The sequence below is a fragment of the Streptomyces sp. DSM 106670 genome (assembly GCF_055792845.1).
In genome coordinates, this window is the sequence record NZ_CM147704.1 from 5,660,963 (window position 1) to 5,683,665 (window position 22,703).

Here is a 22,703-nt window from a genome sequence, read left to right on the forward strand (position 1 = left end):
TCCGGCGGCCCGTTCCGACCCGTACGGGAACGGGCGGAGTGGTCCTCCCGCACACGACACAGGAGCGGCCCGGCGGGGAAACCCCCGCCGGGCCGCTCCTGCGATCAACGCGTCCGGTGGACTACAGCGCCCCGAACCCCACCCGTCGGGTGGTCGGCTCACCGATCTCCACATACGCGATCCGGTCGGCCGGCACCAGAACCTTGCGGCCCTTGTCGTCCGTGAGGCTGAGCAGCTCCGCCTTGCCGCCCAGTGCCGCGGCGACCGCGCTCTCGACGTCCTCGGCGGAAAGCCCGCTCTCCAGAACGATCTCGCGGGGCGTGTGCTGCACCCCGATCTTGACCTCCACGGCTATGTCCCTCCGACGGTCAGTCCTTGCGCGGCGAACCGCGCCGTACGCAGCCACATTAGCCCGGCGGGAGCGGCGCTCAGGGCCCGACCGGCAACGCCCGCAGCGAACACGGCGTCCCCCGTCCCGTCACGGAGGGCTCAGTGCTGCTCGACGCCGTGCAGCGGGAAGCCCGCGATGCCCCGCCAGGCCAGCGAGGTGAGGAGCTGTACGGCGGTGTCGCGCGGGATGGCCGACCGGCTGGAGAGCCAGTAGCGCGCCACCACCTGGGAGACGCCGCCCAGCCCCACCGCCAGCAGCATGGACTCGTCCTTGGACAGCCCGGTGTCCCCGGCGATCACGTCGGAGATGGCCTCGGCGCACTGGAGGGAGACCCGGTCGACGCGCTCGCGCACGGCGGGCTCGTTGGTCAGGTCGGACTCGAAGACCAGCCGGAAGGCGCCGCCCTCGTCCTCCACGTACGCGAAGTAGGCGTCCATCGTCGCCTCGACGCGCAGCTTGTTGTCCGTCGTCGAGGCCAGCGCCGTGCGCACGGCCTGGAGCAGCGACTCGCAGTGCTGGTCGAGAAGGGCCAGGTAGAGCTCCAGCTTTCCGGGGAAGTGCTGGTAGAGCACCGGCTTGCTGACCCCGGCCCGCTCGGCGATGTCGTCCATCGCGGCGGAGTGGTAGCCCTGCGCGACGAAGACCTCCTGTGCGGCGCCCAGCAGCTGATTGCGTCGGGCGCGGCGGGGCAGCCGTGTGCCCCGCGGGCGCGCCGCCTCTGTCTGCTCGATGGCTGTCACGCCGCCTCCCAAATATGTGTTCCAGCACAGCCGGTCCGTGCACGCTGCGCCGTACAGCCATCGTACTTTTGGGTAACCCTGGTATGCGCGGCGCGGACGCAGAATTTCATGGACCGGACGGCTGTGGAAGCCACAGTTCATTGTGGTCGTGAGCAAACCGGGGCGTATCAGCGGTAATCGTCCTCGTCGAGGGGGATCACCCTGCGCTGTTCCGCCACATCGGCCTCATTGGCGGTGGCCAGGTCGGCGTTCTCCAGCCGTTCGTCGTCCTCGGGCCGGACGTCCGCCCGCTGCTCGGCGGTGTCCGCCTCGGGGGCCTCGGGCCCCGCGTCCGCCGGTTCGGTGTTCTCGAACGTGTCCGGGTCGCTCGGGTCGACCGTCATGGCGCGCTCCCTTCCTTCCCCTAGAGCCTAGGAGTTACCCGTCCACCCCGCGATGCGGGCTTGTGACGGCGAACACATGAATGAGGGCGTGATCGTCTCGTAACATTGCCGCATGTCTTCGACCGAGCTGCCGGGTGTCCAGGCCGCCGCCGCCGCGGTGGCCCCCACGGTCAGTGCCGTCCGGGTCGCCGACGGCGAACGGCTGCGCTCCGTGTCCCTGCCGGGGATCGGTCTGAACATCCGCTGCCGGCCGGGCGACCGGACCGGACTGCCTCCCGCGCTGTACGTGCACGGGCTCGGCGGATCGTCGCAGAACTGGTCCGCGCTGATGCCCCTGCTGTCCGACCTGGTCGACGGCGAGGCGGTCGACCTGCCCGGATTCGGGGACTCGCCGCCGCCGGACGACGGCAACTACTCGGTGACCGGACACGCCCGTGCGGTGATCCGGCTGCTGGACGCGGAGGAGCGGGGCCCCGTCCATCTGTTCGGCAATTCGCTGGGCGGCGCGGTCGCCACCCGGGTCGCCGCCGTCCGCCCCGACCTGGTGCGCACCCTCACCCTGATCTCGCCCGCCCTGCCGGAGTGGCGGGTGCAGCGGCCCGCCGTCCCGACCGGTCTGCTGGCCGTGCCGGGGGTCGCCTCCCTGTTCGCCCGGCTCACGAAGGACTGGACGGCGGAGCAGCGGACGCGTGGAGTCATGGCACTCTGTTACGGCGATCCGGCACGGGTCTCCGACGAAGCCTTCCGTCACGCGGTGGCCGAGATGGAGCGCCGGCTGGAGCTGCCGTACTTCTGGGACGCGATGACGCGTTCGGCCCGGGGCATCGTGGACGCGTACACCCTGGGCGGCCAGCACGGACTGTGGCGCCAGGCCGAGCGGGTGCTCGCACCGACCCAGCTCGTGTACGGCGGACGGGACCAGCTCGTCTCGTACCGGATGGCACGCAGGGCGTCCGCGGCCTTCCGCGACGCCCGGCTGCTGACCCTGCCCGACGCGGGGCACGTGGCGATGATGGAGTACCCGGAGGCGGTCGCCCAGGCGTTCCGGGAACTGCTGGACGATAGCGGCGGGAGCTGATCCGGGGCGTGGGACGACACAGTCGAAAGGGCTCCGGGGCGATCCGCCCGGACGCGGCGGAACCCGGCGGCGAACGCGTCGCGGCGAGGCCCGCGTCCGGCGGCGGCCGGCGCAGGCGGACCGGGCCCCCGCCGACCGGTGACGGGCGGGGCCCGTTCACCGCGGACGCCCCGCAGGTGCGCGGCGGCCACCCCGAACAGCGTGAGCAGGGCGGCGGCTGGGGGACCGGCCCGGTGCCCCGCTACGGCCAGGGCCACGACGCCCCCGCACCGCACAGCGCCCCCCAGCAGCATCCGCCCCACCCGTACGCCGGTCCGGGCGGCCACCCCGCCGACGCCCGGTCGTACGCCACCGGGCCGGGCGGACCCGGTGGATCCGGCGGGCCCCAGGACGCCGCCCGCCGGCAGGCCGTGGCCCGTCAGGTGTCCGCCCAGCGCGCGGCCCAGCGCGCCGCGGACGGCCGGGCGGCCCAGCAGCCGACGCTCGACGGCCCCCCGGTGCCGGGCCCGCGCCGGGAGTTCCTGGACGCCTTCGACGCCGAGGCCCCCGACACCGCCCCCGCCGCGCCGCCCGCCGGACCCTCCGACGGTGCGGACGACGCCGAGGCCGGTGAGCCGGACGAACGCCCCGCGCCCCGGGGCTCCAAGGGCCGCACGTTCACCGGGATCGCCGCCGCCGCGGTGACCACCGTGCTCGCGGTCGTGGTGGCCGGACAGGTCGCCGAGGACTCCGGCGACCGTGCCGCGGCCGCCCGCGCCGCCGAGGTGGAGCGGCAGGGCCAGGGCGAGGAGGCCTCCCGCTCCGACGCCCGCCCGACCCCGGAGCAGCCCTCGGCCAAGCCCGAGGTCAAGCCCCTCTCGTACGCCGCCAAGATGGCGCAGCCGTATCCGCTCGCCGCGGATCTGAAGGCGAGCGGCACGTTCGAGGCCGTGCCCGGTCTGGCGAAGGCCCCCGGAAAGGGGCAGAAGCACCGCTATCGCATCGATGTGGAGAAGGGCCTCGGTCTCGACGCCGGACTTTTCGCCGAAGCCGTGCAGAAGACGCTCAACGACAACCGGAGTTGGGCGCACAACGGCGCGATGACCTTCGAGCGGATCTCGTCGGGCACCCCGGACTTCGTGATCACGCTCGCCAGTCCCGGGACCACCGGCGACTGGTGTGCCAAATCCGGTCTGGACACCACGATCGACAATGTCTCCTGCGATTCCGCCTCGACCGACCGCGTCATGATCAACGCATATCGCTGGGCGCAGGGCGCCGCCACCTTCGGCCCGGACCAATTGCTGCCCTACCGTCAGATGCTCATCAATCACGAGGTCGGCCACCGGCTGGGTCACAACCATGTGAGCTGCCGCACTCCCGGCGCCCTGGCTCCGGTCATGCAGCAGCAGACCAAGACCCTTGAGCTGGAAGGCATCAAGTGCAAGCCCAACCCCTGGGTGCACCCCACCGGCTGACCCCCCGTACGTCCGCATGATGAGACGGCCGTCTTGTTCCGCTTTGACAGCGGTCAGGGCGGTCGTTCATATTTCTCGGCATGTCGCGCAGCCCCGCACCTTCCGAGATCGCCGCCCTTGAGCTGGCGCTTCTCGGCGTGACCGGGCACTGCGTAGCCGACATTCTCTGTCGCTGACGCCTGTCCGAGCGCGCGTCGGCCCTTTTTCTTCACCTTTCCCGTGAGCCCCTTCCCCGGCTCCGGCGGGCCCCCATGACTGCCGCGCCCGGACGTATTTCCGTCCGCAGGCGCGGCCTTTTCCTTTTCGTTCCCCGACAGCGGGGTCCGGTCCGTCTTCTCGTCGTCGCCTGCGCGGATGCCGCCCTGTTCCGCTCTTTTCCGCCGCAGCATTCCGAGAGGTCATCTTCCGATGCGTCAACCGTCGCTCATATCCCGCCGCGTGGCAGCGTCCACCGCCGTTCTCGTCCTGGCCGCGGGCGTCGCGGCCTGCGGCCCCGAGGACAGCAAGAACGCCTCCGGCGCCTCCGGGGCCGATGGCAAGCCGCAGAAGGGCGGCACCCTCACCATCCTGAACAGCAACGCGCAGCAGGACTTCGACCCCGCCCGGCTCTACACCTCCGGCGGCGGCAACGTCCCCTCCCTCGTCTTCCGCACCCTCACCACCCGCAACCGCGAGGACGGGGCCGAGGGCGCGAAGGTCGTCCCCGACCTGGCCACCGACCTGGGCACGCCCAGCAGAGGCGCCACCGTGTGGACGTACACCCTCAAGGACGGCCTCAAGTACGAGGACGGCACCGCGATCACCTCGGCCGACATCAAGTACGGCATCGAGCGCTCCTTCGCCGCCGAACTCTCCGGCGGCGCGCCCTACCTGCGCGACTGGCTGATCGGCGGGGCCGACTACCAGGGCCCGTACAAGGGCAAGAAGGGCCTCGACTCCATCGAGGTGCCCGACGAGAAGACGATCGTCTTCCACCTCAACAAGCCCGTCGGCGAGTTCCCCTACCTCGCCACCCAGACCCAGACCACCCCGGTCCCGCAGGCCAAGGACACCGGCACCAAGTACGAGGAGCACCCGCTCGCCTCGGGCCCGTACAAGGTCGTCACCAACGAGAACGACGGCGAGCGCCTCGTCCTGGAGCGCAACCCGCACTGGTCGGCGAAGACCGACGAGGAGCGCAAGGCCTACCCCGACCGGATCGACGTCCGCTCCGGCCTCGACTCCGCCGTCATCAACCAGCGCCTCTCCGCCTCCCAGGGCGCGGACGCCGCCGCCGTCACCACCGACACCAACCTCGGCCCGGCCGAACTCGCCAAGGTCGGCAGCGACAAGAAGCTCGCCGCCCGCGTCGGCACCGGCCACTTCGGCTACACCAACTACCTCGCCTTCAACCCGAAGGTGAAGCCCTTCGACGACCCGAAGGTGCGCCAGGCGATCTCGTACGCCATCGACCGCTCCTCGATCGTCAACGCGGCCGGCGGCTCCTCGCTCGCCGAGCCCGCGACCACCTTCCTGCCGGAGCGGGACTCCTTCGGTCACACGCCCTACGACCACTTCCCGGCCGGCGAGACCGGTGACGCGGCGAAGGCGAAGGAGCTGCTGAAGGAGGCCGGGCACGACAAGGGCCTGACCATCACCCTCACCCACTCCAACGACAAGGACTTCGAGACCAGCCCGGAGATCGCCACCGCGATCCAGGCCGCGCTGAAGAAGGCCGGCATCACCGTCAAGCTCCAGGGCCTGGAGAGCAACGACTACTCCGACACCATCCACAGCGCGAAGAAGGAGCCCGGCTTCTTCCTCGCCCACTGGGGCGCCGACTGGCCCTCCGGCGGTCCCTTCCTCGCCCCGATCTTCGACGGCCGGCAGATCGTGAAGGACGGCGCCAACTTCAACACCGGCTTCCTGAACGACCCCGAGGTCAACAAGGAGATCGACGAGATCAACAAGATCACCGACCTGAAGGCCGCCGCCACCCGCTGGGGCGCGCTCGACCAGAAGATCGGTGAGAAGGCCCTGACCGTCCCGCTGTTCCACCCGGTCTACAAGCGGCTGTACGGCGAGGACATCAAGAACATCGTCATCAGCGACTGGACCGGCGTCCTCGACGTCTCCCAGGTCGCGGTCAAGTAACCATGTCCGAAGCCCTGTTGGTCCAGGAGGCGGGAGCGGCGCCGGCCGTCGCCCCCGCCTCCGGGGCCCGGCTGTTCCTGCGGAGGCTGCGCGCCCAGCGCGCGGCCTCCGCCGCGGCCCTCGTCGTCCTCCTGCTCGTCCTGGTCGCGCTCGCCGCACCGCTGCTCACCGCACTGGCGGGCCAGGACCCCAACGCCTACCACCCCGACCTCGTCGACTCGGCGGCCGGCGGCGTCCCCATCGGCCCCTTCGGCGGCATCAGCGCCGAGCACTGGCTCGGCGTCGAACCGCAGACCGGCCGCGACCTGTTCGCCCGCGTCGTGTACGGAGCCCGGGTCTCGCTCGGCGTCGCCCTCGTCGCCACCGTCCTCCAGATCACCCTCGGCCTGGTCATCGGGCTCGCCGCCGCCCTCGGCAGCCGGTGGGTCGACCAGCTCCTCGGCCGGATCACCGACATCAACGTGGCCCTGCCGGTCATGGTCATCGCGCTGGCGCTCCTGGCGATCGTGCCCGAGTCCTTCCCCCGGCCCGTCCTGATCGCCCTCGTCATCGGGGGGATCGGCTGGTCCGGTACGTCGAAGATCGTGCGGGCCCAGGCGCTCACCCTGAAGTCCCTCGACTTCGTCTCGGCGGCCCGGCTCAGCGGGCGCGGAAAGTGGTCCATCGCCCGCCGCGAGCTGCTGCCCTCGCTGGCCGCGCCCGTCATCACCTACGCGGCGCTCGCCTTCCCCACCAACATCATCGTCGAGGCGGCCCTGTCCTTCCTCGGCGTCGGCATCAAACCGCCCACCCCGTCCTGGGGGCAGATGCTCACCGAGGCCGACACCTGGTACCAGGCGGCCCCCACGTATCTGCTGATCCCCGCCGGGCTGCTGTTCATCACCGTCCTCGCGCTCACCGTCCTCGGCGAGGGCATCCGCACCGCACTCGACCCGCGCGCCGCCTCCCGGCTGCGGGTGGGCACCGGCAAGCACGACACCGAGGGAGGTGCGGCATGACCGGCTTCCTGCTCCGCCGGCTCGGCGGGGCCGCCCTCGTCCTGCTCGCCCTGACCGCCATCCTCTACGCGATCTTCTACGTGGCCCCCGGCGACGTCGCCCAGATCGCCTGCGGCCCCCGCTGCTCACCCGCCCAGGTCGCCCAGGTCACCGAGCAACTGCGGCTGGACGACCCGGTGTACGTGCAGTACGGGCACTTCCTCCAGGGCATCGTCGCCGGCCGCGACTTCTCCACCGGCACCGGCACCGAGCACTGCGCGATGCCCTGCCTCGGCGTCTCCTACCAGTCCGACCAGCAGGTCACCCAGCTCATCCTGGCCAAGCTCCCGGTCACCGGCTCCCTGGTGATCGGCGCGTTCGCCGGCTGGCTGCTGCTCGGCGTCGGCACCGGCGTGCTCTCCGCCTGGCGGCGCGGCCGGATCACCGAACGGGTGCTGACCTGGCTGACCCTGGCCGGCTCCGCCACCCCGGTCTTCGTCATCGGGCTGCTGCTCATCATCGTGTTCTGCTCCACCCTCCAGTGGCTGCCCGCCCCCTCCTACGTACCGTTCACCGAGAACCCCGAACAGTGGGCCTGGGGACTGCTGCTGCCCTGGACGTCGCTGGCGCTCATCGAGTCCGCGAAGTACGCCCGCCTCACCCGCAGCGCCATGCTGGAGACCCTCGCCGAGGACCATGTGCGCACCTTCCGCGCGTACGGCGTCGGCGAGCGGGCCATCATCGGCCGGCACGCGCTCCGGGGCGCGGTGGCGCCCGTCATCGCGCTCAGCGCACTGGACTTCGGCTCGATGTTCGGCGGCGCGGTGCTCACCGAGTCGCTCTTCGGCATCCCCGGCATCGGCCGCGAACTGGTCCACGCGGTCAAGGTCGTCGACCTGCCCGTCGTGGTCGGCATGGTGCTGGTGACCGGCTTCTTCGTCGTCCTCGCCAATGCCGTCGCGGACCTGCTGTACGCGCTGGCCGACCGACGGGTGGTCCTGTCATGACACCGCACGAACCTCTGGTCGAGGTCTCCGGCCTCACCGTCGACTTCGGTTCCGTCCGGGCCGTCGACGGGCTCTCCTTCACCCTGGAGGCGGGCGGCGCGCTCGGCGTGGTCGGGGAGTCCGGATCCGGCAAGAGCGCCTCCGCCTACGCCCTGCTCGGCCTGCACCGGGGCACCGGCGCCCGGGTCGGCGGCCTGGTCCGCGTCGCCGGTACGGACGTGAACGCGGCCGACGACCGCGGCCTGCGGGCGCTGCGGGGCGCGAAGGCCGCCATGGTCTTCCAGGACCCGCTGTCCTCGCTCGACCCGTACTACCCGGTCGGCGACCAGATCGCCGAGGTGTACCGGGTCCACCGCCCCGTCTCCCGCAAGGCTGCCCGCGCCCGGGCCGTCGAGGTGCTGGACCGGGTCGGCATCCTGGACGCGGCCCGGCGCTCCCGGCTGCGCCCGCACGAGTTCTCCGGCGGCATGCGGCAGCGGGCCCTCATCGCGATGGCGCTCGCCTGCGAACCGCTCCTCCTGATCGCGGACGAGCCGACCACCGCGCTCGACGTCACCGTGCAGGCCCAGATCCTCGACCTGCTGCACGACCTGCGCCACGAGACCGGCATGGGGCTCCTGCTGGTCACCCATGACGTGGGCGTCGCGGCGGAGAGCGTGGACGAGGTGCTGGTGATGCGGCACGGCAAGGAGGTGGAGCGCGGCCCGGTCGCCCGGGTGCTCGGCGCGCCGCGCGAGCCGTACACCAAGGAGCTGCTGGCCGCGGTGCCGAGGGTGGAGACCCGCCGGGTCGTGCCGGTGCCCGTGCCCCGGGCGGAGGAAACCTCCGTACCGCTGCTCGAAGCCGTCGGTCTGCGGCGCGAGTTCGGCCGGGGGAGCGGGCGGGTCGCCGCCGTGGACGGGGTCTCGCTCACCGTGCACGCCGGGCGCACGCTCGGCATCGTCGGCGAGAGCGGCAGCGGCAAGACCACGCTCGGCCGGATGCTGGTCCGGCTGCTCGACCCGACGGCGGGCCGCCTCCGTTACGGGGGTACGGAGATCGGCTCGCTGCCCGAGAGGGAGCTGCGGTCCTTCCGCCGCGACCTCCAGATGGTCTTCCAGGACCCGGTGGCCTCGCTCAACCCGCGCCGCTCGGTCGGGGAGTCCGTCGCCGATCCGCTGCGGGCGGCGGGGGAGAGCGACGAGGGGCGCATCCGGGACCGGGTGGGCGCGCTCCTGGAGCGCGTCGGGCTGGACCCGGCGCACTTCGAGCGCTACCCGCACGAGTTCAGCGGCGGACAGCGCCAGCGCGTCGGGATCGCCCGCGCCCTGGCCGCCGAACCGAAGCTGATCGTCTGCGACGAACCGGTCTCCGCACTGGACGTCACCACCCAGGCCCAGGTCATCGAACTGCTCTCGGAACTCCAGCGCGAGCTGGGCATCGGCCTGGTCTTCATCGCCCATGACCTCGCCGTGGTCCGGCAGGTCAGCGACGAGGTCGCGGTGATGCGCCGGGGCGTGATCGTGGAGCAGGGCGGCGCCGACGAGGTCTACGGGAATCCGCGGGACCCGTACACCCGGCAGCTGCTGGCGGCCGTTCCGGCCCTCGATCCCGGCCTCGCGGACACCCGCAGGGCCGCCCGCAAGGAGCTGGCCCGGGCCTGACCCTCCGTAACAACCGACCGCTGTATCGCGACGGAACGCGACCGGGGCGGGAAAGTTACGACGGTTCACCCCTTTCGGTGGCGCGACGGACAACCGTCCGTCGCGCCACCGGCGTATCCGCTTACGGTCGTCCCGCTGCGAGTCGCCGTTTCAACGGCGGCCGCCCACAAGGGAGATCGGGGGTGTACTCGTGCGGATCGGACTGCTCACCGACGGTGGTTATCCGTATGCGACCGGTGAGTCCAGACTCTGGTGCGACCGACTGGTGCGCGGGCTGCCGCAGCACGAGTTCGACCTGTTCGCCCTGAGCCGCTCCGCCCACCAGGAGGACCAGGGCTGGGTCCGGCTGCCGCACCAGGTCAGCCGGGTGCGCACCGCACCGCTGTGGACCCCCGAGGACGGCACCCTGCGCGGCAGCGGCGAACGCGGCCTGCTGGCCCGGCTGGTGACCGGCGGCGAACAGTCCTACGGACGACGCGACCGCCGACGCTTCACCGAGCACTTCACCGCCCTCGCCACCGCGATCTGCACCTCCGACGAGGCCGGTACGGAAGCGGGCACCGGCCCCGGCGCGGAACTCTTCGCCGAAGGGCTCTACGGCCTCGCCGAGCTCGCCCGCGAACGCGGCGGACTCCACCTCGCCCTGCGCTCCGAGACGACCGTCCGGATCCTGGAGGCCGCCTCCCGCGCCCACGGCACCGGCCGCACCGTGCAGAGCGCCACCGTCCCCGACCACCTCGCCCTCGCCGCCGAGCTGGAACGCGCGCTGCGCCCGCTCTCGCTGGACTGGTACGACCAGGAGAGCCTCGGCGCGGTCGACCTCTGCCACGCGGCCTCCGGCGGGGCGGCCGCCCTTCCGGGGCTCCTGGCCAAACGCTTCTTCGGGGTGCCGCTGCTGGTCACCGAGCACGGCGTCCCGCTGCGCGCGCACTTCCTGGCCGCCTCCGACACCCCGTACGGCACCTCCGTGCGCGCCCTCCTCGCCGGCTTCCACGGCCGCCTCGCCACCGAGGTCTACCGCCAGGCCGCGCTCGTCACCCCCGGCAACACCCACGTCCGCCGCTGGCAGCAGCGCTGCGGAGCCGACCCCGCCAAGCAGCGCACGGTCTACCCGGGCATGGCCGCCGAGCGCTTCGGCCCGGTCGGCGAGGACGCCGAACGCCTCGGCGCGGCGGGCGAGGACGACGGACCGGGCGGCCCCGGCACCCTGGTCTGGGTCGGCCGGATCGAGCCCGCCAAGGACCTGATCGCTCTCCTCCACGCCTTCGCCGAGGTCCGCCGCGCCGAGCCCGCCGCCCGGCTGCGGGTCTTCGGCGCACCGGCCGAGAGCGAGGAGGCCACCACCTACCTCGCCCACTGCAAGGCCCTGGCCGCCCAGCTCTTCCCGGACGAGGCCACCGGCGCGCACACCGAGGGCGTCAGCCCGGTCACCTTCGAGGAGATCGGCGGCCCCGAGATCCCCGACCTCGCCGAGGCCTACGGCGCGGGCGGCGTGATCGTGCTCTCCAGCGTCGTCGAGGGCTTCCCGGTCAGCCTCGTCGAAGCCATGTTCTGCGGCCGGGCCACCGTCTCCACCGACGTGGGCGCGGTCGTCGAAGTCATCGGCGGCACCGGCCTGGTGGTGCCCCCGCGCAACCCCAAGGCGCTCGCCGACGCCTGTATCGCGCTGCTGCGCGACCCCGAGCGCCGGGCCCGGCTGGGCGCCGCCGCACGGGCCCGCGCGCTCGAACTCTTCACCGTCGAACAGAACCTCGCGGCATTTCGCGGCATTTACCTGGAGCTGATGTCGCACACCCCGGTGCGCCGGGAGGCCGACACGGTGGACGCCCACGGCGACCCGCTGCCCTTCGCCACCCCGCCGGAGGCACGCCTCCTCGGCCACTGGACCCAGCCCGGGGCCCACCTTCGGCCGGCGGCGGACCCGGACGGTTCGGGTCGGCCCGATGTCGATGCCGATGCCGGTGCTGACGTCGCCGCCGTCGCCGCCGCAGCGCCGAGCTGGGCCGCCGCGCCCGGGGGCCGGCTGCCGGACCGGCCGGGCGAGCCCGAGCCGCAGCACAGCCGGGAGCCGGAGCCCGAAGGCGTCTGCGCGGTCGCGGCGGGACCGGCGGGGGACGGCGATGCGTGACCACCCGACCCGCCACGACCACGGAGACCACCCGATGACCCGTCCGGACGACCCGGCGACCCTTCCGGCCGACCCGGCGCCCTTCGCCCCCGTCCCGGAGCGGCCCGCCGAGATCCCGCCCCGCTCCACGGCACGCCGGGCGCAGTCCGGCACCGCCCGCCGCGGCCCGGCCGACCCGGTGAAGTCCCTGCTGCACCACCACCGCGACCTGTGCGAACGGGCCGTGGACCCGCTGGAGATCGCCGCCGGTCTGGAGGCGCACGGCCTCACCGACCGCACCGCCGCCCGCTACCGCCACCGGGACGTCTTCGCCCTCGCCGAGGAGCTGTACGCCCGGATGCCGCCCCGTACCCGGGAGCCCGCCGCCGGCGGGCCGCCCGGCCCCGGACCCGACACCGACGCGCGGGCCGCCTGGGCGCTCCTCGCCCTGCTGCCCGGGGCCGCCGCGCTGGCCACCGCCGGGGTGCTCCGGGTCACCGAGGGCGTCCTCGGCGACGGCACCCGGGCCCTGGTCACCGTCGTCGGCGCCGTCCTGGCCTGCCTGGGACTCCGGGCCTGCCTCGGCCGGGGGCCCCTGCGCGCCCCCGAAGGAGCGGGCCGGGCCGGGATGTACGCCTGCTGGCTGCTCAGCTACGCGGTGTACGGCGAGGGGCTGCTGGGCCAGGTGATGACCGGCGGCCCGGACGGCCCCTGGGTCGGCACCCCCGGCGCGCTGCTCGGACTCGCCGCCGCCGTCGCCCCGGCCGCCTGGTGCGCCCACCTCTTCACCGTCCAGGCCCACCGCAAACTGGCCGGCAGCCGCGCCCTGGAGGAGTTCGGCGCGGGCGTGCGCCCCCTGCTGCTGGCGGCCGTCACCCTCTTCCTCCTCGCACTGCTGCCCCTGCTGTACCTGGCCGACCTCGGCCTCGGCGGGGGCGGCACGCCCGTCGCGGCGGTCGCCCTCGGGGTGCTGTTCTTCGTGGCCCGGCTGCTCGCCGCCCACGGGCTGCCCGAGCCGGGCACCGTCGCGCTGGCCGGCGCGTGTGCCGTCGAGGCCGGCGCCCCGGCCCTCGTCCTCGCCGCCCGGCTCCCCGGGCTCGAACCCCTCGCCCGGCCTGTGGACGCCCTCGTCTCGGCAGGCGGGACGGGCGCCGTGTCCGCGCTGGCCTGCGGCGGGGCCGCCATCGGACTGCTGCTGCACGCGGCCCTCGCGCTCTCCCGGGCCTCCGCCCACACCCGGAGCTGAGAGACCCGAGAACCCACGCCGCCCCACCGACGTACCACCCGCCCCACTCCCGCGGAGCCGACGCCGCGGGCCCCGCCCCAGCACCGTACGACCGACTGACTGACCTAGGAGAACCCCGCCATGACCCCCCAATCCCCCGCACCGGCAGCCCGCCGTCGGCACCGAGGCGGTGCGCGATGAGGGTGCTGCTGCTCGGAGCCAACGGATTCCTCGGCCGCTTCGTCGCCGACCGTCTGCTGGCCGACCCCGCCGTCCACCTCACGGCCCTCGGCCGCGGCGACGACGCCGACGTCCGGTTCGACCTCGCGGGCGGCAGCCCCGGGGCCCTCACCCGCTTCCTGGACGCCGTCCACCCCGGCGTCGTCGTCAACTGCGCGGGCGCCACCCGCGGCGGCGCCCGGGACCTCACCCGGCACAACACCGTCGCCGTCGCCACCGTCTGCGAGGCGCTGCGCCGCAGCGGCTGCGGGGCCCGGCTCGTCCAGGTCGGCTGCGCCTCGGAGTACGGGCCCTCGCAGCCCGGCTCCTCCACCGCCGAGGACGCCGTGCCGCGCCCCGGCGGCCCGTACGGCGTCAGCAAGCTCGCCGCCACCGAACTGGTCCTCGGCTCGGGCCTCGACGCCGTCGTGCTGCGGGTCTTCTCGCCCGTCGGCCCCGGCACCCCGGCCGGCTCGCCGCTCGGCCGGCTGGCCGAGGCGATGCGCCGGGCCATGCAGATGGGCGACGGCGAGCTGAAGCTCAGCGGGCTCGGCGTGCAGCGGGACTTCGTCGACGTACGGGATGTGGCGCGGGCCGTCCACGCCGCCTCGCTCTCCGCCGCCCAGGGCGTCGTCAACATCGGTACCGGGCGGGCCGTCCGGCTCCGCGACGCCGCCGCCGTCCTGGCCAGGGTCGCCGGGTACGCGGGCGCGCTCCACGAGCTGGACTCGCCGCCTCCGCGGCTGCCCATCGGCGCCCCGCGCACCTCCGCCGAGTCCGTCATGGAACACCTCTCCGCCACCCCGTCCCCGTATCCGGACGGCTGCGGGGCCTGGCAGCAGGCCGATGTCCGCACCGCCCGGGACCGGCTCGGGTGGCGGCCCCGGATCAATCTGGAGGAATCCCTCGCGGACATCTGGATGGAGGCGGCGTGCCGTATCTGACCGCTCCCGCCGACGCCCGCCGGACCGCGGGCGGCGAACAGCTCGGCTTCGGCGTCCCGGGCTACGCGCACCCGCTGCTCGCCCCCGCCGAATGGGCCGAGCTGGCCCGCCCCGGCACCCCGCTGCACTGGGCCGTCCTCAACATCGCGAACGGCCCCGGCACCCGGCCCGACCCGCACTGCCTGGAGGCGGCGGGCCGGCTGCGCAACGCCCGCGAGCGCGCCCTGCACGGCGAGGCCCCGGACGACACCGTCCGGGCCTCCGGCGGCCGGCTGCTCGGCCATCTCGACCTGGCCCACGGCGAGCGCCCCTTCGACGAACTGATCGCGGACGCCCGGTCCTTCATCGACTGGTACCGCATCGGCGGCTTCTATCTCGCCCGCTGCCCCACCGAGCGGGCCGAGCTGCCCGCCGTCCGCCGCCTCACCGGCACGCTCCACGCCCTGCTGGCGGAGAGCGACAGCGCGGACGGCGGGGGCCGCCTGGTGCTGGGCCACGGCGCCCACCCGTATCCCGGATACGCGGAGGCGGCCGACCAGCTGGTCACCTTCCAGGGCCCCTGGACCGACTACCGCTGGTCGCAGGTGGCCGAATGGACGGCCGACTATCCACCGGAGCGGTTCGCCCACTTCGTCCACGGGGTGCCGCGCACCCATCTGGAGGAGGCCATGCGGATCGCCCGCTGGCAGGGCGCCGGGACCATCTTCTTCACCGACCGGAACGACCGGAACGACCGCGACGGCCGAACCGGACAAAGCGATCCATTCGCGACGCTGCCCAGGTACTGGGACGAAATCGTCTCGCGGATCGGACCCGGTATCTCGGAATGAGAAGGGGCGTGGCAGTGTTACGGGGAGAACAACCGTACGTAGTCGACCGTAAGAAGCCGGTCTACGTAGACATCCGACCACCTGCATTGTTGAGGTTCCTGTGTCGCTGCCACCCCTGGTCGAGCCAGCTGCTGAGCTCACCGTCGACGAGGTCCGCAGGTACTCCCGCCACCTGATCATCCCGGATGTCGGGATGGACGGACAGAAGCGCCTGAAGAACGCCAAGGTGCTGTGTGTCGGCGCCGGCGGCCTCGGCTCGCCGGCCCTGATGTACCTGGCCGCGGCCGGTGTCGGCACGCTCGGCATCGTGGAGTTCGACGAGGTCGACGAGTCGAACCTGCAGCGCCAGATCATCCACAGCCAGGCCGACATCGGCCGCTCCAAGGCCGCGTCCGCCAAGGACTCGGTGCTGGGCATCAACCCGTACGTCAACGTGGTCCTTCACGAAGAGCGGCTCGAAGCCGACAACGTGCTGGAGATCTTCGCGCAGTACGACCTGATCGTGGACGGCACGGACAATTTCGCCACCCGCTATCTCGTCAACGACGCCGCCGTGCTGCTGAACAAGCCGTACGTATGGGGCTCGATCTACCGCTTCGACGGCCAGGCCTCCGTGTTCTGGTCCGAGCACGGCCCCTGCTACCGCTGCCTCTACCCGGAGCCCCCGCCGCCGGGCATGGTCCCCTCCTGCGCCGAGGGCGGCGTGCTGGGCGTGCTCTGCGCGTCGGTCGGCTCCATCCAGGTCACCGAGGCCATCAAGCTGCTCGCCGGCGTCGGCGACCCGCTGGTCGGCCGGCTGATGATCTACGACGCCCTGGAGATGCAGTACCGCCAGGTCAAGGTCCGCAAGGACCCCGACTGCGCGGTCTGCGGCGAGAACCCCACCGTCACCGAGCTCATCGACTACGAAGCCTTCTGCGGCGTCGTGTCCGACGAGGCCCAGGAGGCGGCGCTCGGCTCGACGATCACTCCCAAGCAGCTCAAGGAGTGGATCGACGGCGACGAGAAGATCGAGATCATCGACGTCCGCGAGCCGAACGAGTACGAGATCGTCTCGATCCCCGGCGCCACGCTGATCCCGAAGAACGAGTTCCTCATGGGCACCGCCCTCCAGGACCTCCCGCAGGACAAGCGCATCGTCCTGCACTGCAAGACGGGCGTCCGCAGCGCCGAGGTCCTCGCGGTCCTCAAGTCCGCGGGCTTCGCCGACGCGGTGCACGTGGGCGGCGGCGTGATCGGCTGGGTCAACCAGATCGAGCCCGAGAAGCCGGTGTACTAGAGCATTCCGTACGGGCAGGGGCCCGGTCCGCGCACCGCGGACCGGGCCCCTTTCCCGTGCGCGCGTCCGGTCACCCGCAGGTGGTGCCGTCCGCCGGGACCTTGCCGTCCAGGAAGTAGTCGTCGATCGTCGAGGTCACACAGTCGTTGGAGCCGTAGGCCCCGTGCCCCTCGCCCTTGTTGGTCACCAGGACGCCGACGCCCTCGCCCAGCTCGTCCGCCATCCGCCGCGCTCCCTCGTACGGGGTCGCCGGGTCGCCGGTCGTCCCGACGACCAGGACCGGCCCCGCGCCCGGCGCACTGGTCTCCGGCGTCTCGTGCTCGCCCTCCACAGGCCACTGGGCGCACCAGCCCGCGGTGTCCCAGGCCAGGAACGGGCCGAAGACCGGCGACAGCTTCCGGAACTCCGGCAGCAGCGCACGGGCCTCGTCCACCGTGGGACGTGACGTCGAGTCGGCGCAGGAGATCGCCCGCTGGGAGTGGCTCTGGGTGTCGTAACGGCCCTGCTCGTCCCGGCCGTTGTACGAGTCGGCGAGCCGGAGCAGACCGTTGCCCGTGCCGTTGTTCTCCGCCTCGTCGAGGGCGGCGGTCAGGGCGGGCCAGGACGACTCGGAGTACAGCGGGGCGACGATGCCGGTGATGGCGAGCGACTCGCTCAGCTCCCGGTCCGAGTCGGTCGGCAGCGGACTCCGGTCGATCCGGGCCAGCAGCCGGGCGATGCGCTCGGAGCCCTCCTTCGGACTCCGGCCCCGGTCCTTCAGATAGTTCTCCAGGGCGCGCTGGAAGCCCATGGTCTGGTTCCGGGCGTGCCCGATCCCGTCGGCCGTCGGGTCGACGGCCGCGTCCAGCACGGTGCGCCCCACCGTGTGCGGGAAGAGGTGCGCGTACGTTCCGCCCAGCTCCGTACCGTAGGAGAAGCCGAAGTACGACAGCTTCTCGTCGCCCAGGACCTGGCGGATCAGGTCAAGGTCGCGGGCGGCGTTGGCGGTGCCGACGTGCGGCAGGACCGCGCCCGAGCGGCGTTCGCAGCCGGCGCCGAACTCCGCGGCGTCCTCGATGAAGGCCGCCTCCTCCGCCGCCGTGTCCGGGGTCAGGTCGACGTTGCGGTGGGCCTGTTCCTGTTCCTTGTCGGTGCGGCAGCGCACCCCGGAGCTGGCGGCGACCCCGCGCGGATCGAAACTCACCAGGTCGTAGCGGGTGTTGAGCTTCGCGTACGACCGGGAAGCGCGCGGCAGGGTCGCGACGCCGGACCCGCCGGGGCCGCCGAAGTTGAACAACAGCGAGCCGAGCCGCCGCCCCTTGTCACGGGCCTCCTTGCGGATCAGCGCGACGGACAGCGTCTCCCCGGACGGATCCGCGTAGTCCAGCGGTACGTCCACCCGTGCGCAACGCCAGGCGGAACCGGGGGCGTTGCCGCCGCGCGGGGCCGTGCAGCGCTTCCAGTCTAGGCGCTGGGAGGTGAGCTCCGACGGCAGCTCCGGCGTCCTGGGGTAGTCCTTGTGCCCGGTCGGCGTGGGCGCGGCGGAGGCGTCGCCGGGGCGGCCGTCGGCGGGCGCGTCCGCATCCGGCTCCGAGCCCGACAGCCCGCAGCCGGCGAGCAGTCCCGCCGCGAGCAGGGCCGCTCCTGTCGTGACGGCGGCCCGCTGGGCACGACGGTGCGCACGCATGATCCGGCTTCCCTCCCTCGGAGGCCCGAAGCCGGTGGCGACGCGTCGGGCGGCTGTGGTGTGCGGACATGCTAACCGCCGTGCGGCGTACGGGAGTCGGGGCCCGGGATCAGCCGCAGACCGTTCCGGACGTGGGTACCTTCCCGTTCAGCAGATAGCCGTCCACCGTCCGTTGCACACAGGCGTCCTTGCTGTTGTACGCCCCGTGCCCCTCGCCCTTGTAGGTGAGTTCGACGCCGACGCCCTTGCCCAGCTTCTCCACCATCGCCTTGGCGCCCGCGTACGGGGTCGCCGGGTCGCCGGTGTTGCCGATGACCAGGATCGGGGCGGCGCCCGGGGCGCTGACGTCCGGGGTCTGCCAGGCGCCCGCGACCGGCCAGCCGGTGCAGCTCATCAGGCCCCAGCCCAGATAGTCCCCGAACAGCGGGGACGCCTTGCGGAACGCGGGCAGGGCCGCCTTCGTCTGCTCCAGCGAGAACCGCTGCTTGCTGTCGGCGCAGTTGATGGCGATGTTGGCGGCGTTGGAGTTGTCGTAACGCCCGTCCTCCGAGCGGCCGTTCAGCGAGTCGGCCAGCGCCAGCAGCAGCCCGCCGTTCTTGCCGTCCGCCTCGTCCAGCCCCTGTTCCAGCAGCGGCCAGGTCTCCTTGGAGTAGAGCGCGGACGCGATACCGGTGGTCGCCAGCGTCTGGGTCAGCGCCCGGTCGCCGAGACCGTCGATGGGCTGCTCCTCCAGCTCGGCCAGCAGATCGGCGATGAACTGCTCGACCTCCTGCTGGGTGGCCCCGGGCAGTGCGCAGTCGTCGCGCTCCGCGCAGTCCTTCGTGAAGTTGTCCAGGGCGAGCTGGAAGCCCTCGGCCTGGCCGAGGGAGGACTGCTCGGCGTCCTTCGTGGGGTCGACCACCGCGTCGAAGACCGCCCGCCCGACCTTGTCCGGGAAGAGGTGGGCGTACACGCCGCCCAGCTCGGTGCCGTACGAGATGCCGAAGTAGTGCAGCTTCTCGTCGCCCAGCACCGTGCGCATCAGGTCCATGTCGCGGGCGGCGTTCGTCGTGCCCACGAAGGGGAGTTCGGCGCCGGAGTTCTCCTCGCAGGCCGCGATGAAGTCCTTCTGCCCCTGGACGAACTGCTTCTCCTCCGCCGCGTCGTCCGGGGTGGCGTCCTCCTGGTAGAAGGCGTCCAGCTGGGCGTCGTCCGCGCACTGGACGCCCTCGCTGCGGCCCACCCCGCGCGGGTCGAAGCTCACCAGGTCGTAGCGGGTGCGGAGCTTGTCGTACTCGGTGCCGAACGCGGGCAGCGTCGCCACCCCGGACGCCCCGGGCCCGCCGAAGTTGAACACCAGCGAGCCGATCCGCCGCTGCTGGTCCTTGGCCTTCGCCCGCACCAGCGCCAGCTCGATCGTGCGGCCGTCCGGCTTCGCGTAGTCCAGGGGGGCGTCCATGAAGGAGCACTCCCACACCACACCGCCGGGCAGCGGCGACGGCGACTCCCCACCGCCCTGGGACGTGTTCGGCGGCGGACAGGGGGACCACTCCAGCTTCTGCGAGGCCAGGTCCTCGGCGGTGGCGGTCGGCGAGGCGGTCGAGGCCCCGGTGGGCGTCGAGGACCCCTCCCCGTCGCCGTCGTCCGAACAGGCGGCCAGCGGCAGCAGCACGGTGGCGGTGGCGGCGAGGGCGGCGGCGCGCAGAGCGGGGGAAGTCCTCATGCCCCCATCGTGCGGCGGGGCGCCGGGGAGCGCGGCCGGGCGCGGTCCATGCGGGTGGCGGCGGGGGCCGCTACGGGCGGTCGGCGGGCGGCGGCACCGCCCCAGCCCGACCCGGCGGCTACTGCTCGCCCGGCCACCGGATGTGCGTACGGATCACAGCTCGCCCTTGCGGGTCAGCTGGTTGAAGGCGATCCACCCCGGCAGCACCGGCAGCCACAGCGTCATCACGCGGTACAGCAGCACCGCCGGAGCCGCGACCTCCTTCGGCAGCCCGACCGCGATCAGGCCCAGCGTCAGGGCGCCCTCGACCGCGCCCATACCGCCCGGCGTCGGGGCGGCCGAGCCGAGCGCGTTCCCGGCGAGGAAGACCACCGCGATGCTCGCGTAGCTCAGCTGCGGCACGTCCGGGCCGCTGAACGCCCGGATCGAGGCGTCCAGACAGAGCACGAACAGACCGGTCAGCAGCAGCATGCCGCCGATGCCGGTGAGCAGCTTCTGCGGCCGCTGCACCACGTCCAGCATGCGCGGCACGACCCCGGCGAACAGCGAGCGCACCCGGGTCACCACGAACTTCCGCAGGAACGGAATCGCCGTCACCACCAGCACCAGCACCGCGACCGTCAGCAGACCCGCGATCACCGTCCGGGACGGGGTCAGCGAGTCCGGGGTCTTCTCCGTGCCCGTGAGATAGCCGAACAGCGCCAGCAGCATGATGTGGGCGCCGAGACCGAACAGCTGCGAGGCCCCGACGCTCGCCACCGCCAGACCGGGGCGCACCCCGGCCCGCTGGAGGAAGCGGGTGTTCAGCGCCACGCCCCCGACCGCGGCGGGCGCCACGATCTTCACGAACGACCCGGCCACCTGCGCCTGCACGGTCTTCAGGAACGACACCCGCTCCGGTACGAAGCCCAGCAGGCTCATTGCCGCCGCCACGTAACTCAGCGCCGAGAAGCCGAGGGCGGCCGCCACCCAGCCCCACTCCGCCTGCTCCACGACCGCGCCGAAGTCGGCCTGGGTGACCTGCGAGATCAGGAAGTACGCGGCGATGGCGCCGGCGATGAAGCTGAACAGGGTGCGCGGCTTGATGCGCTCCAGGCGGACCGGTTCGACCGGGGCCTGCGGGCGGATCAGCAGCACCTGGCGGCGGATCTGGGCGAGCAGATCCTCCTCGCGGGCCTCCTCCAGCGCATCGTCCATGGCGCGCTTCTCGGCCTGCTTCTCGGTCCGCAGCGACTTGCGCTCCGCCTTGGAGCCCGCCTTGCCGTCCACCGGGCCCGCGGTCAGCTCGGCCCTCGCCTGCTTGGCCGCCTGCGAGGCCTCCAGCACCGCCTCCCGCTCGCGCTGCGAACGCTCACGGGCGATCCGGCGCAGCGTCGCCCGGGTGGAGCGGCTCAGCGCGATCGGCTGGAGCAGCGGCAGACAGTCCGCCACCGCGTCCGGGCCGAGCACGGCCAGCGCCCCGGCCACCGACCGCTCGGCGCCCACCCGCAGCCCCAGCGTGGTCAGCAACTGGGCCACGTCCATCCGCAGCACCAGATCACCGGCGGCGATCTCGCCGCCGCGCAGATCCGTCACGAACGCCCTGCCGGAACGATCCACCAGGAGGGCGTCACCGGTCAGCCTGCGGTGCGCGATCCGCCGCGACTGGAGGGCCTTCACCTGACGCCAGGCGCTGCGCACCAGATCGTCGGTGATCTCCTCGTCCTCCATCGAGTCCAGCGACCGGCCGCCGATGTGCTCGTAGACGAGCATCACCGCGTCCGGGCCCAGCTCCGAGGTGGCGATCAGCTTGGGCGCGTTCGCCCCGGCGGCGATGGCCGCGTACGCGAGCAGCGCCTCCTGCTCCAGCGCCTGGCGCAGCGACTGGATGGAGCGCCGCTGGGTGATCCCGCGCAGGGTGAGCCGCCGCCAGGCCCGGTAGAAGAACCCCTGGGCCTGCTGCTCCCGGTCGACGACGGTGACGTCCAGCGGCGGCCCGTCCTCCAGGGTCACCAGATAGCGCCGCCCCCGGTCGCCCTGGTCGGTGCCGTCCTTGTCCGGGGTGTCCTCGGTGCGCATCGCCGCGACCGGGCGGAAGCCCACGTGCCGCAGACCGGCCATCAGGTGCTGGCCGGTGGGGCGGACGTTCGGCGAGCCGACCGCGTACAGCGTTCCGTACGCCACCGTCCAGCCGATCAGCACGGTGAGGATGATCGAGAACGGGGTGGTGTACCCGCCGACGAGCATCGCGAACGCGTCGAGCAGCAGCACCACCCACAGCACCACGCGCCAGCGCGGCCGCCGGGCCATGCCGACCGCCGTCATGTACGCGATGACCGGTGCGAGATAGCCGTGCACCGGGTCGGTCAGCCCGCCGGCCGTCTGCGGCTGGGTCAGCGCGTCCTGGATGGTGCCGGGAGCGGTCCGCGACACCCACAGATCGGTGGCGAGCGTCACCCCGTGGGCGAGCACGGCGGCGAGCACCCCGTCCGCGATCCGCAGCCCGTCGCGTTTGATCAGGCGCTCGATGGCGAAGGCGACCGGCACCAGCAGCACGGCGATGCTGGAGACCAGACCGGCGATCTTGATCAGCAGATCGGGCGCCTGCTCGGTGCCCTTGGAGATGTCGTCCTCAAGACCGGTGGTGGTGCCCTGGGCGAACGCGGCGATCGAGAACAGGACCGCGATCGCGAGCACCCCGATGAGCAGCCGCATCAGGTCGGAGGGGCGGTGCACCCGGGCGGGGAGCAGCGGTTCGTCGCCGGAGACGCGGTCGGTCAGGGCGGCCTCGGCGGAGGCGAGCGTCGAGCCCGCCAGATGTCCGGTGGTGGACGTCGTGGGGCCGTCGGCGCGGGGGGCTGCGGGGGACTCGGGACCGCCCTGCGGGCGCTCCCCGGCATCGGAGGCGTCCGCCGCCTTCGGTGGCTGCACGCCCTGCTCCTT

18 protein-coding genes are annotated in these 22,703 nt (G+C 72.9%); 12 read left to right on the forward strand and 6 right to left on the reverse strand.

Annotated elements, in window-relative coordinates:
* Positions 1 to 121: 121 nt before the first annotated feature.
* The 3 genes from ACSMXR_RS25215 to ACSMXR_RS25225 all read right to left on the reverse strand — a co-directional run bounded on the left by ACSMXR_RS25215 (position 122) and on the right by ACSMXR_RS25225 (position 1,514).
* Positions 122 to 349 carry a DUF3107 domain-containing protein gene (locus tag ACSMXR_RS25215; RefSeq protein ID WP_010061602.1) on the reverse strand — a complete coding sequence of 76 codons (228 nt, stop codon included), beginning with the start codon at positions 347 to 349 and terminating at the stop codon, positions 122 to 124.
* Positions 350 to 489: 140 nt separating this feature from the next.
* Positions 490 to 1,131, reverse strand: coding sequence for a TetR/AcrR family transcriptional regulator (locus ACSMXR_RS25220; RefSeq protein WP_010061601.1), 642 nt, complete (start codon positions 1,129 to 1,131; stop codon positions 490 to 492).
* 167 nt (positions 1,132 to 1,298) lie between these two features.
* Positions 1,299 to 1,514, reverse strand: a complete 216-nt coding sequence (locus tag ACSMXR_RS25225; protein ID WP_137231828.1) for a hypothetical protein — start codon at positions 1,512 to 1,514, stop codon at positions 1,299 to 1,301.
* 112 nt (positions 1,515 to 1,626) lie between these two features.
* On the opposite strand from ACSMXR_RS25225, the gene ACSMXR_RS25230 reads away from it, so the two are divergent.
* The 12 genes from ACSMXR_RS25230 to moeZ all read left to right on the forward strand — a co-directional run bounded on the left by ACSMXR_RS25230 (position 1,627) and on the right by moeZ (position 16,413).
* Complete coding sequence (locus ACSMXR_RS25230) at positions 1,627 to 2,592, forward strand: alpha/beta fold hydrolase (protein ID WP_030087316.1); 966 nt, start codon at positions 1,627 to 1,629, stop codon at positions 2,590 to 2,592.
* A gap of 8 nt (positions 2,593 to 2,600) precedes the next feature.
* Positions 2,601 to 4,049, forward strand: a complete 1,449-nt coding sequence (locus ACSMXR_RS25235) for a DUF3152 domain-containing protein (protein WP_473169978.1) — start codon at positions 2,601 to 2,603, stop codon at positions 4,047 to 4,049.
* A gap of 80 nt (positions 4,050 to 4,129) precedes the next feature.
* On the forward strand, positions 4,130 to 4,225 hold the full coding sequence (locus ACSMXR_RS25240) for an Ms4533A family Cys-rich leader peptide (protein ID WP_309544399.1): 96 nt from the start codon (positions 4,130 to 4,132) through the stop codon (positions 4,223 to 4,225).
* A gap of 232 nt (positions 4,226 to 4,457) precedes the next feature.
* Positions 4,458 to 6,182, forward strand: a complete 1,725-nt coding sequence (locus ACSMXR_RS25245; protein ID WP_170994515.1) for an ABC transporter substrate-binding protein — start codon at positions 4,458 to 4,460, stop codon at positions 6,180 to 6,182.
* Positions 6,183 to 6,184: 2 nt separating this feature from the next.
* Complete coding sequence (locus tag ACSMXR_RS25250; RefSeq protein ID WP_137231824.1) at positions 6,185 to 7,180, forward strand: ABC transporter permease; 996 nt, start codon at positions 6,185 to 6,187, stop codon at positions 7,178 to 7,180.
* Positions 7,177 to 8,166, forward strand: coding sequence for an ABC transporter permease (locus ACSMXR_RS25255; protein ID WP_137231823.1), 990 nt, complete (start codon positions 7,177 to 7,179; stop codon positions 8,164 to 8,166). The genes ACSMXR_RS25250 and ACSMXR_RS25255 overlap by 4 nt, the downstream gene beginning before the upstream one ends.
* Positions 8,163 to 9,809 (forward strand): dipeptide ABC transporter ATP-binding protein, encoded by a 1,647-nt coding sequence (locus ACSMXR_RS25260; protein WP_473169979.1) that lies wholly within the window; start codon positions 8,163 to 8,165, stop codon positions 9,807 to 9,809. The genes ACSMXR_RS25255 and ACSMXR_RS25260 overlap by 4 nt, the downstream gene beginning before the upstream one ends.
* A 190-nt stretch (positions 9,810 to 9,999) precedes the next feature.
* Positions 10,000 to 11,937: a DUF3492 domain-containing protein gene (locus tag ACSMXR_RS25265; protein WP_473169980.1), complete on the forward strand. Its 1,938-nt coding sequence runs from the start codon at positions 10,000 to 10,002 to the stop codon at positions 11,935 to 11,937.
* A 34-nt stretch (positions 11,938 to 11,971) separates the two neighbouring features.
* Positions 11,972 to 13,162: a hypothetical protein gene (locus ACSMXR_RS25270; RefSeq protein ID WP_473169981.1), complete on the forward strand. Its 1,191-nt coding sequence runs from the start codon at positions 11,972 to 11,974 to the stop codon at positions 13,160 to 13,162.
* 176 nt (positions 13,163 to 13,338) lie between these two features.
* Positions 13,339 to 14,304: an NAD-dependent epimerase/dehydratase family protein gene (locus tag ACSMXR_RS25275; RefSeq protein ID WP_030087305.1), complete on the forward strand. Its 966-nt coding sequence runs from the start codon at positions 13,339 to 13,341 to the stop codon at positions 14,302 to 14,304.
* Positions 14,292 to 15,134 carry a spherulation-specific family 4 protein gene (locus tag ACSMXR_RS25280; protein WP_137231820.1) on the forward strand — a complete coding sequence of 281 codons (843 nt, stop codon included), beginning with the start codon at positions 14,292 to 14,294 and terminating at the stop codon, positions 15,132 to 15,134. The genes ACSMXR_RS25275 and ACSMXR_RS25280 overlap by 13 nt, the downstream gene beginning before the upstream one ends.
* Positions 15,135 to 15,234: 100 nt before the next feature.
* Positions 15,235 to 16,413, forward strand: coding sequence for an adenylyltransferase/sulfurtransferase MoeZ (gene moeZ, locus ACSMXR_RS25285; protein WP_137231819.1), 1,179 nt, complete (start codon positions 15,235 to 15,237; stop codon positions 16,411 to 16,413).
* A gap of 70 nt (positions 16,414 to 16,483) precedes the next feature.
* On the opposite strand, the gene ACSMXR_RS25290 is transcribed toward moeZ, so the two are convergent.
* The 3 genes from ACSMXR_RS25290 to ACSMXR_RS25300 all read right to left on the reverse strand — a co-directional run bounded on the left by ACSMXR_RS25290 (position 16,484) and on the right by ACSMXR_RS25300 (position 22,691).
* Positions 16,484 to 18,079 (reverse strand): alpha/beta hydrolase, encoded by a 1,596-nt coding sequence (locus ACSMXR_RS25290; RefSeq protein ID WP_473169982.1) that lies wholly within the window; start codon positions 18,077 to 18,079, stop codon positions 16,484 to 16,486.
* A 109-nt stretch (positions 18,080 to 18,188) separates the two neighbouring features.
* Entirely contained in the window at positions 18,189 to 19,781 is a 1,593-nt protein-coding gene (locus ACSMXR_RS25295) for an alpha/beta hydrolase (protein ID WP_473169983.1), read from the reverse strand.
* 153 nt (positions 19,782 to 19,934) lie between these two features.
* Entirely contained in the window at positions 19,935 to 22,691 is a 2,757-nt protein-coding gene (locus tag ACSMXR_RS25300) for a lysylphosphatidylglycerol synthase domain-containing protein (protein ID WP_137231816.1), read from the reverse strand.
* Positions 22,692 to 22,703: the final 12 nt, after the last annotated feature.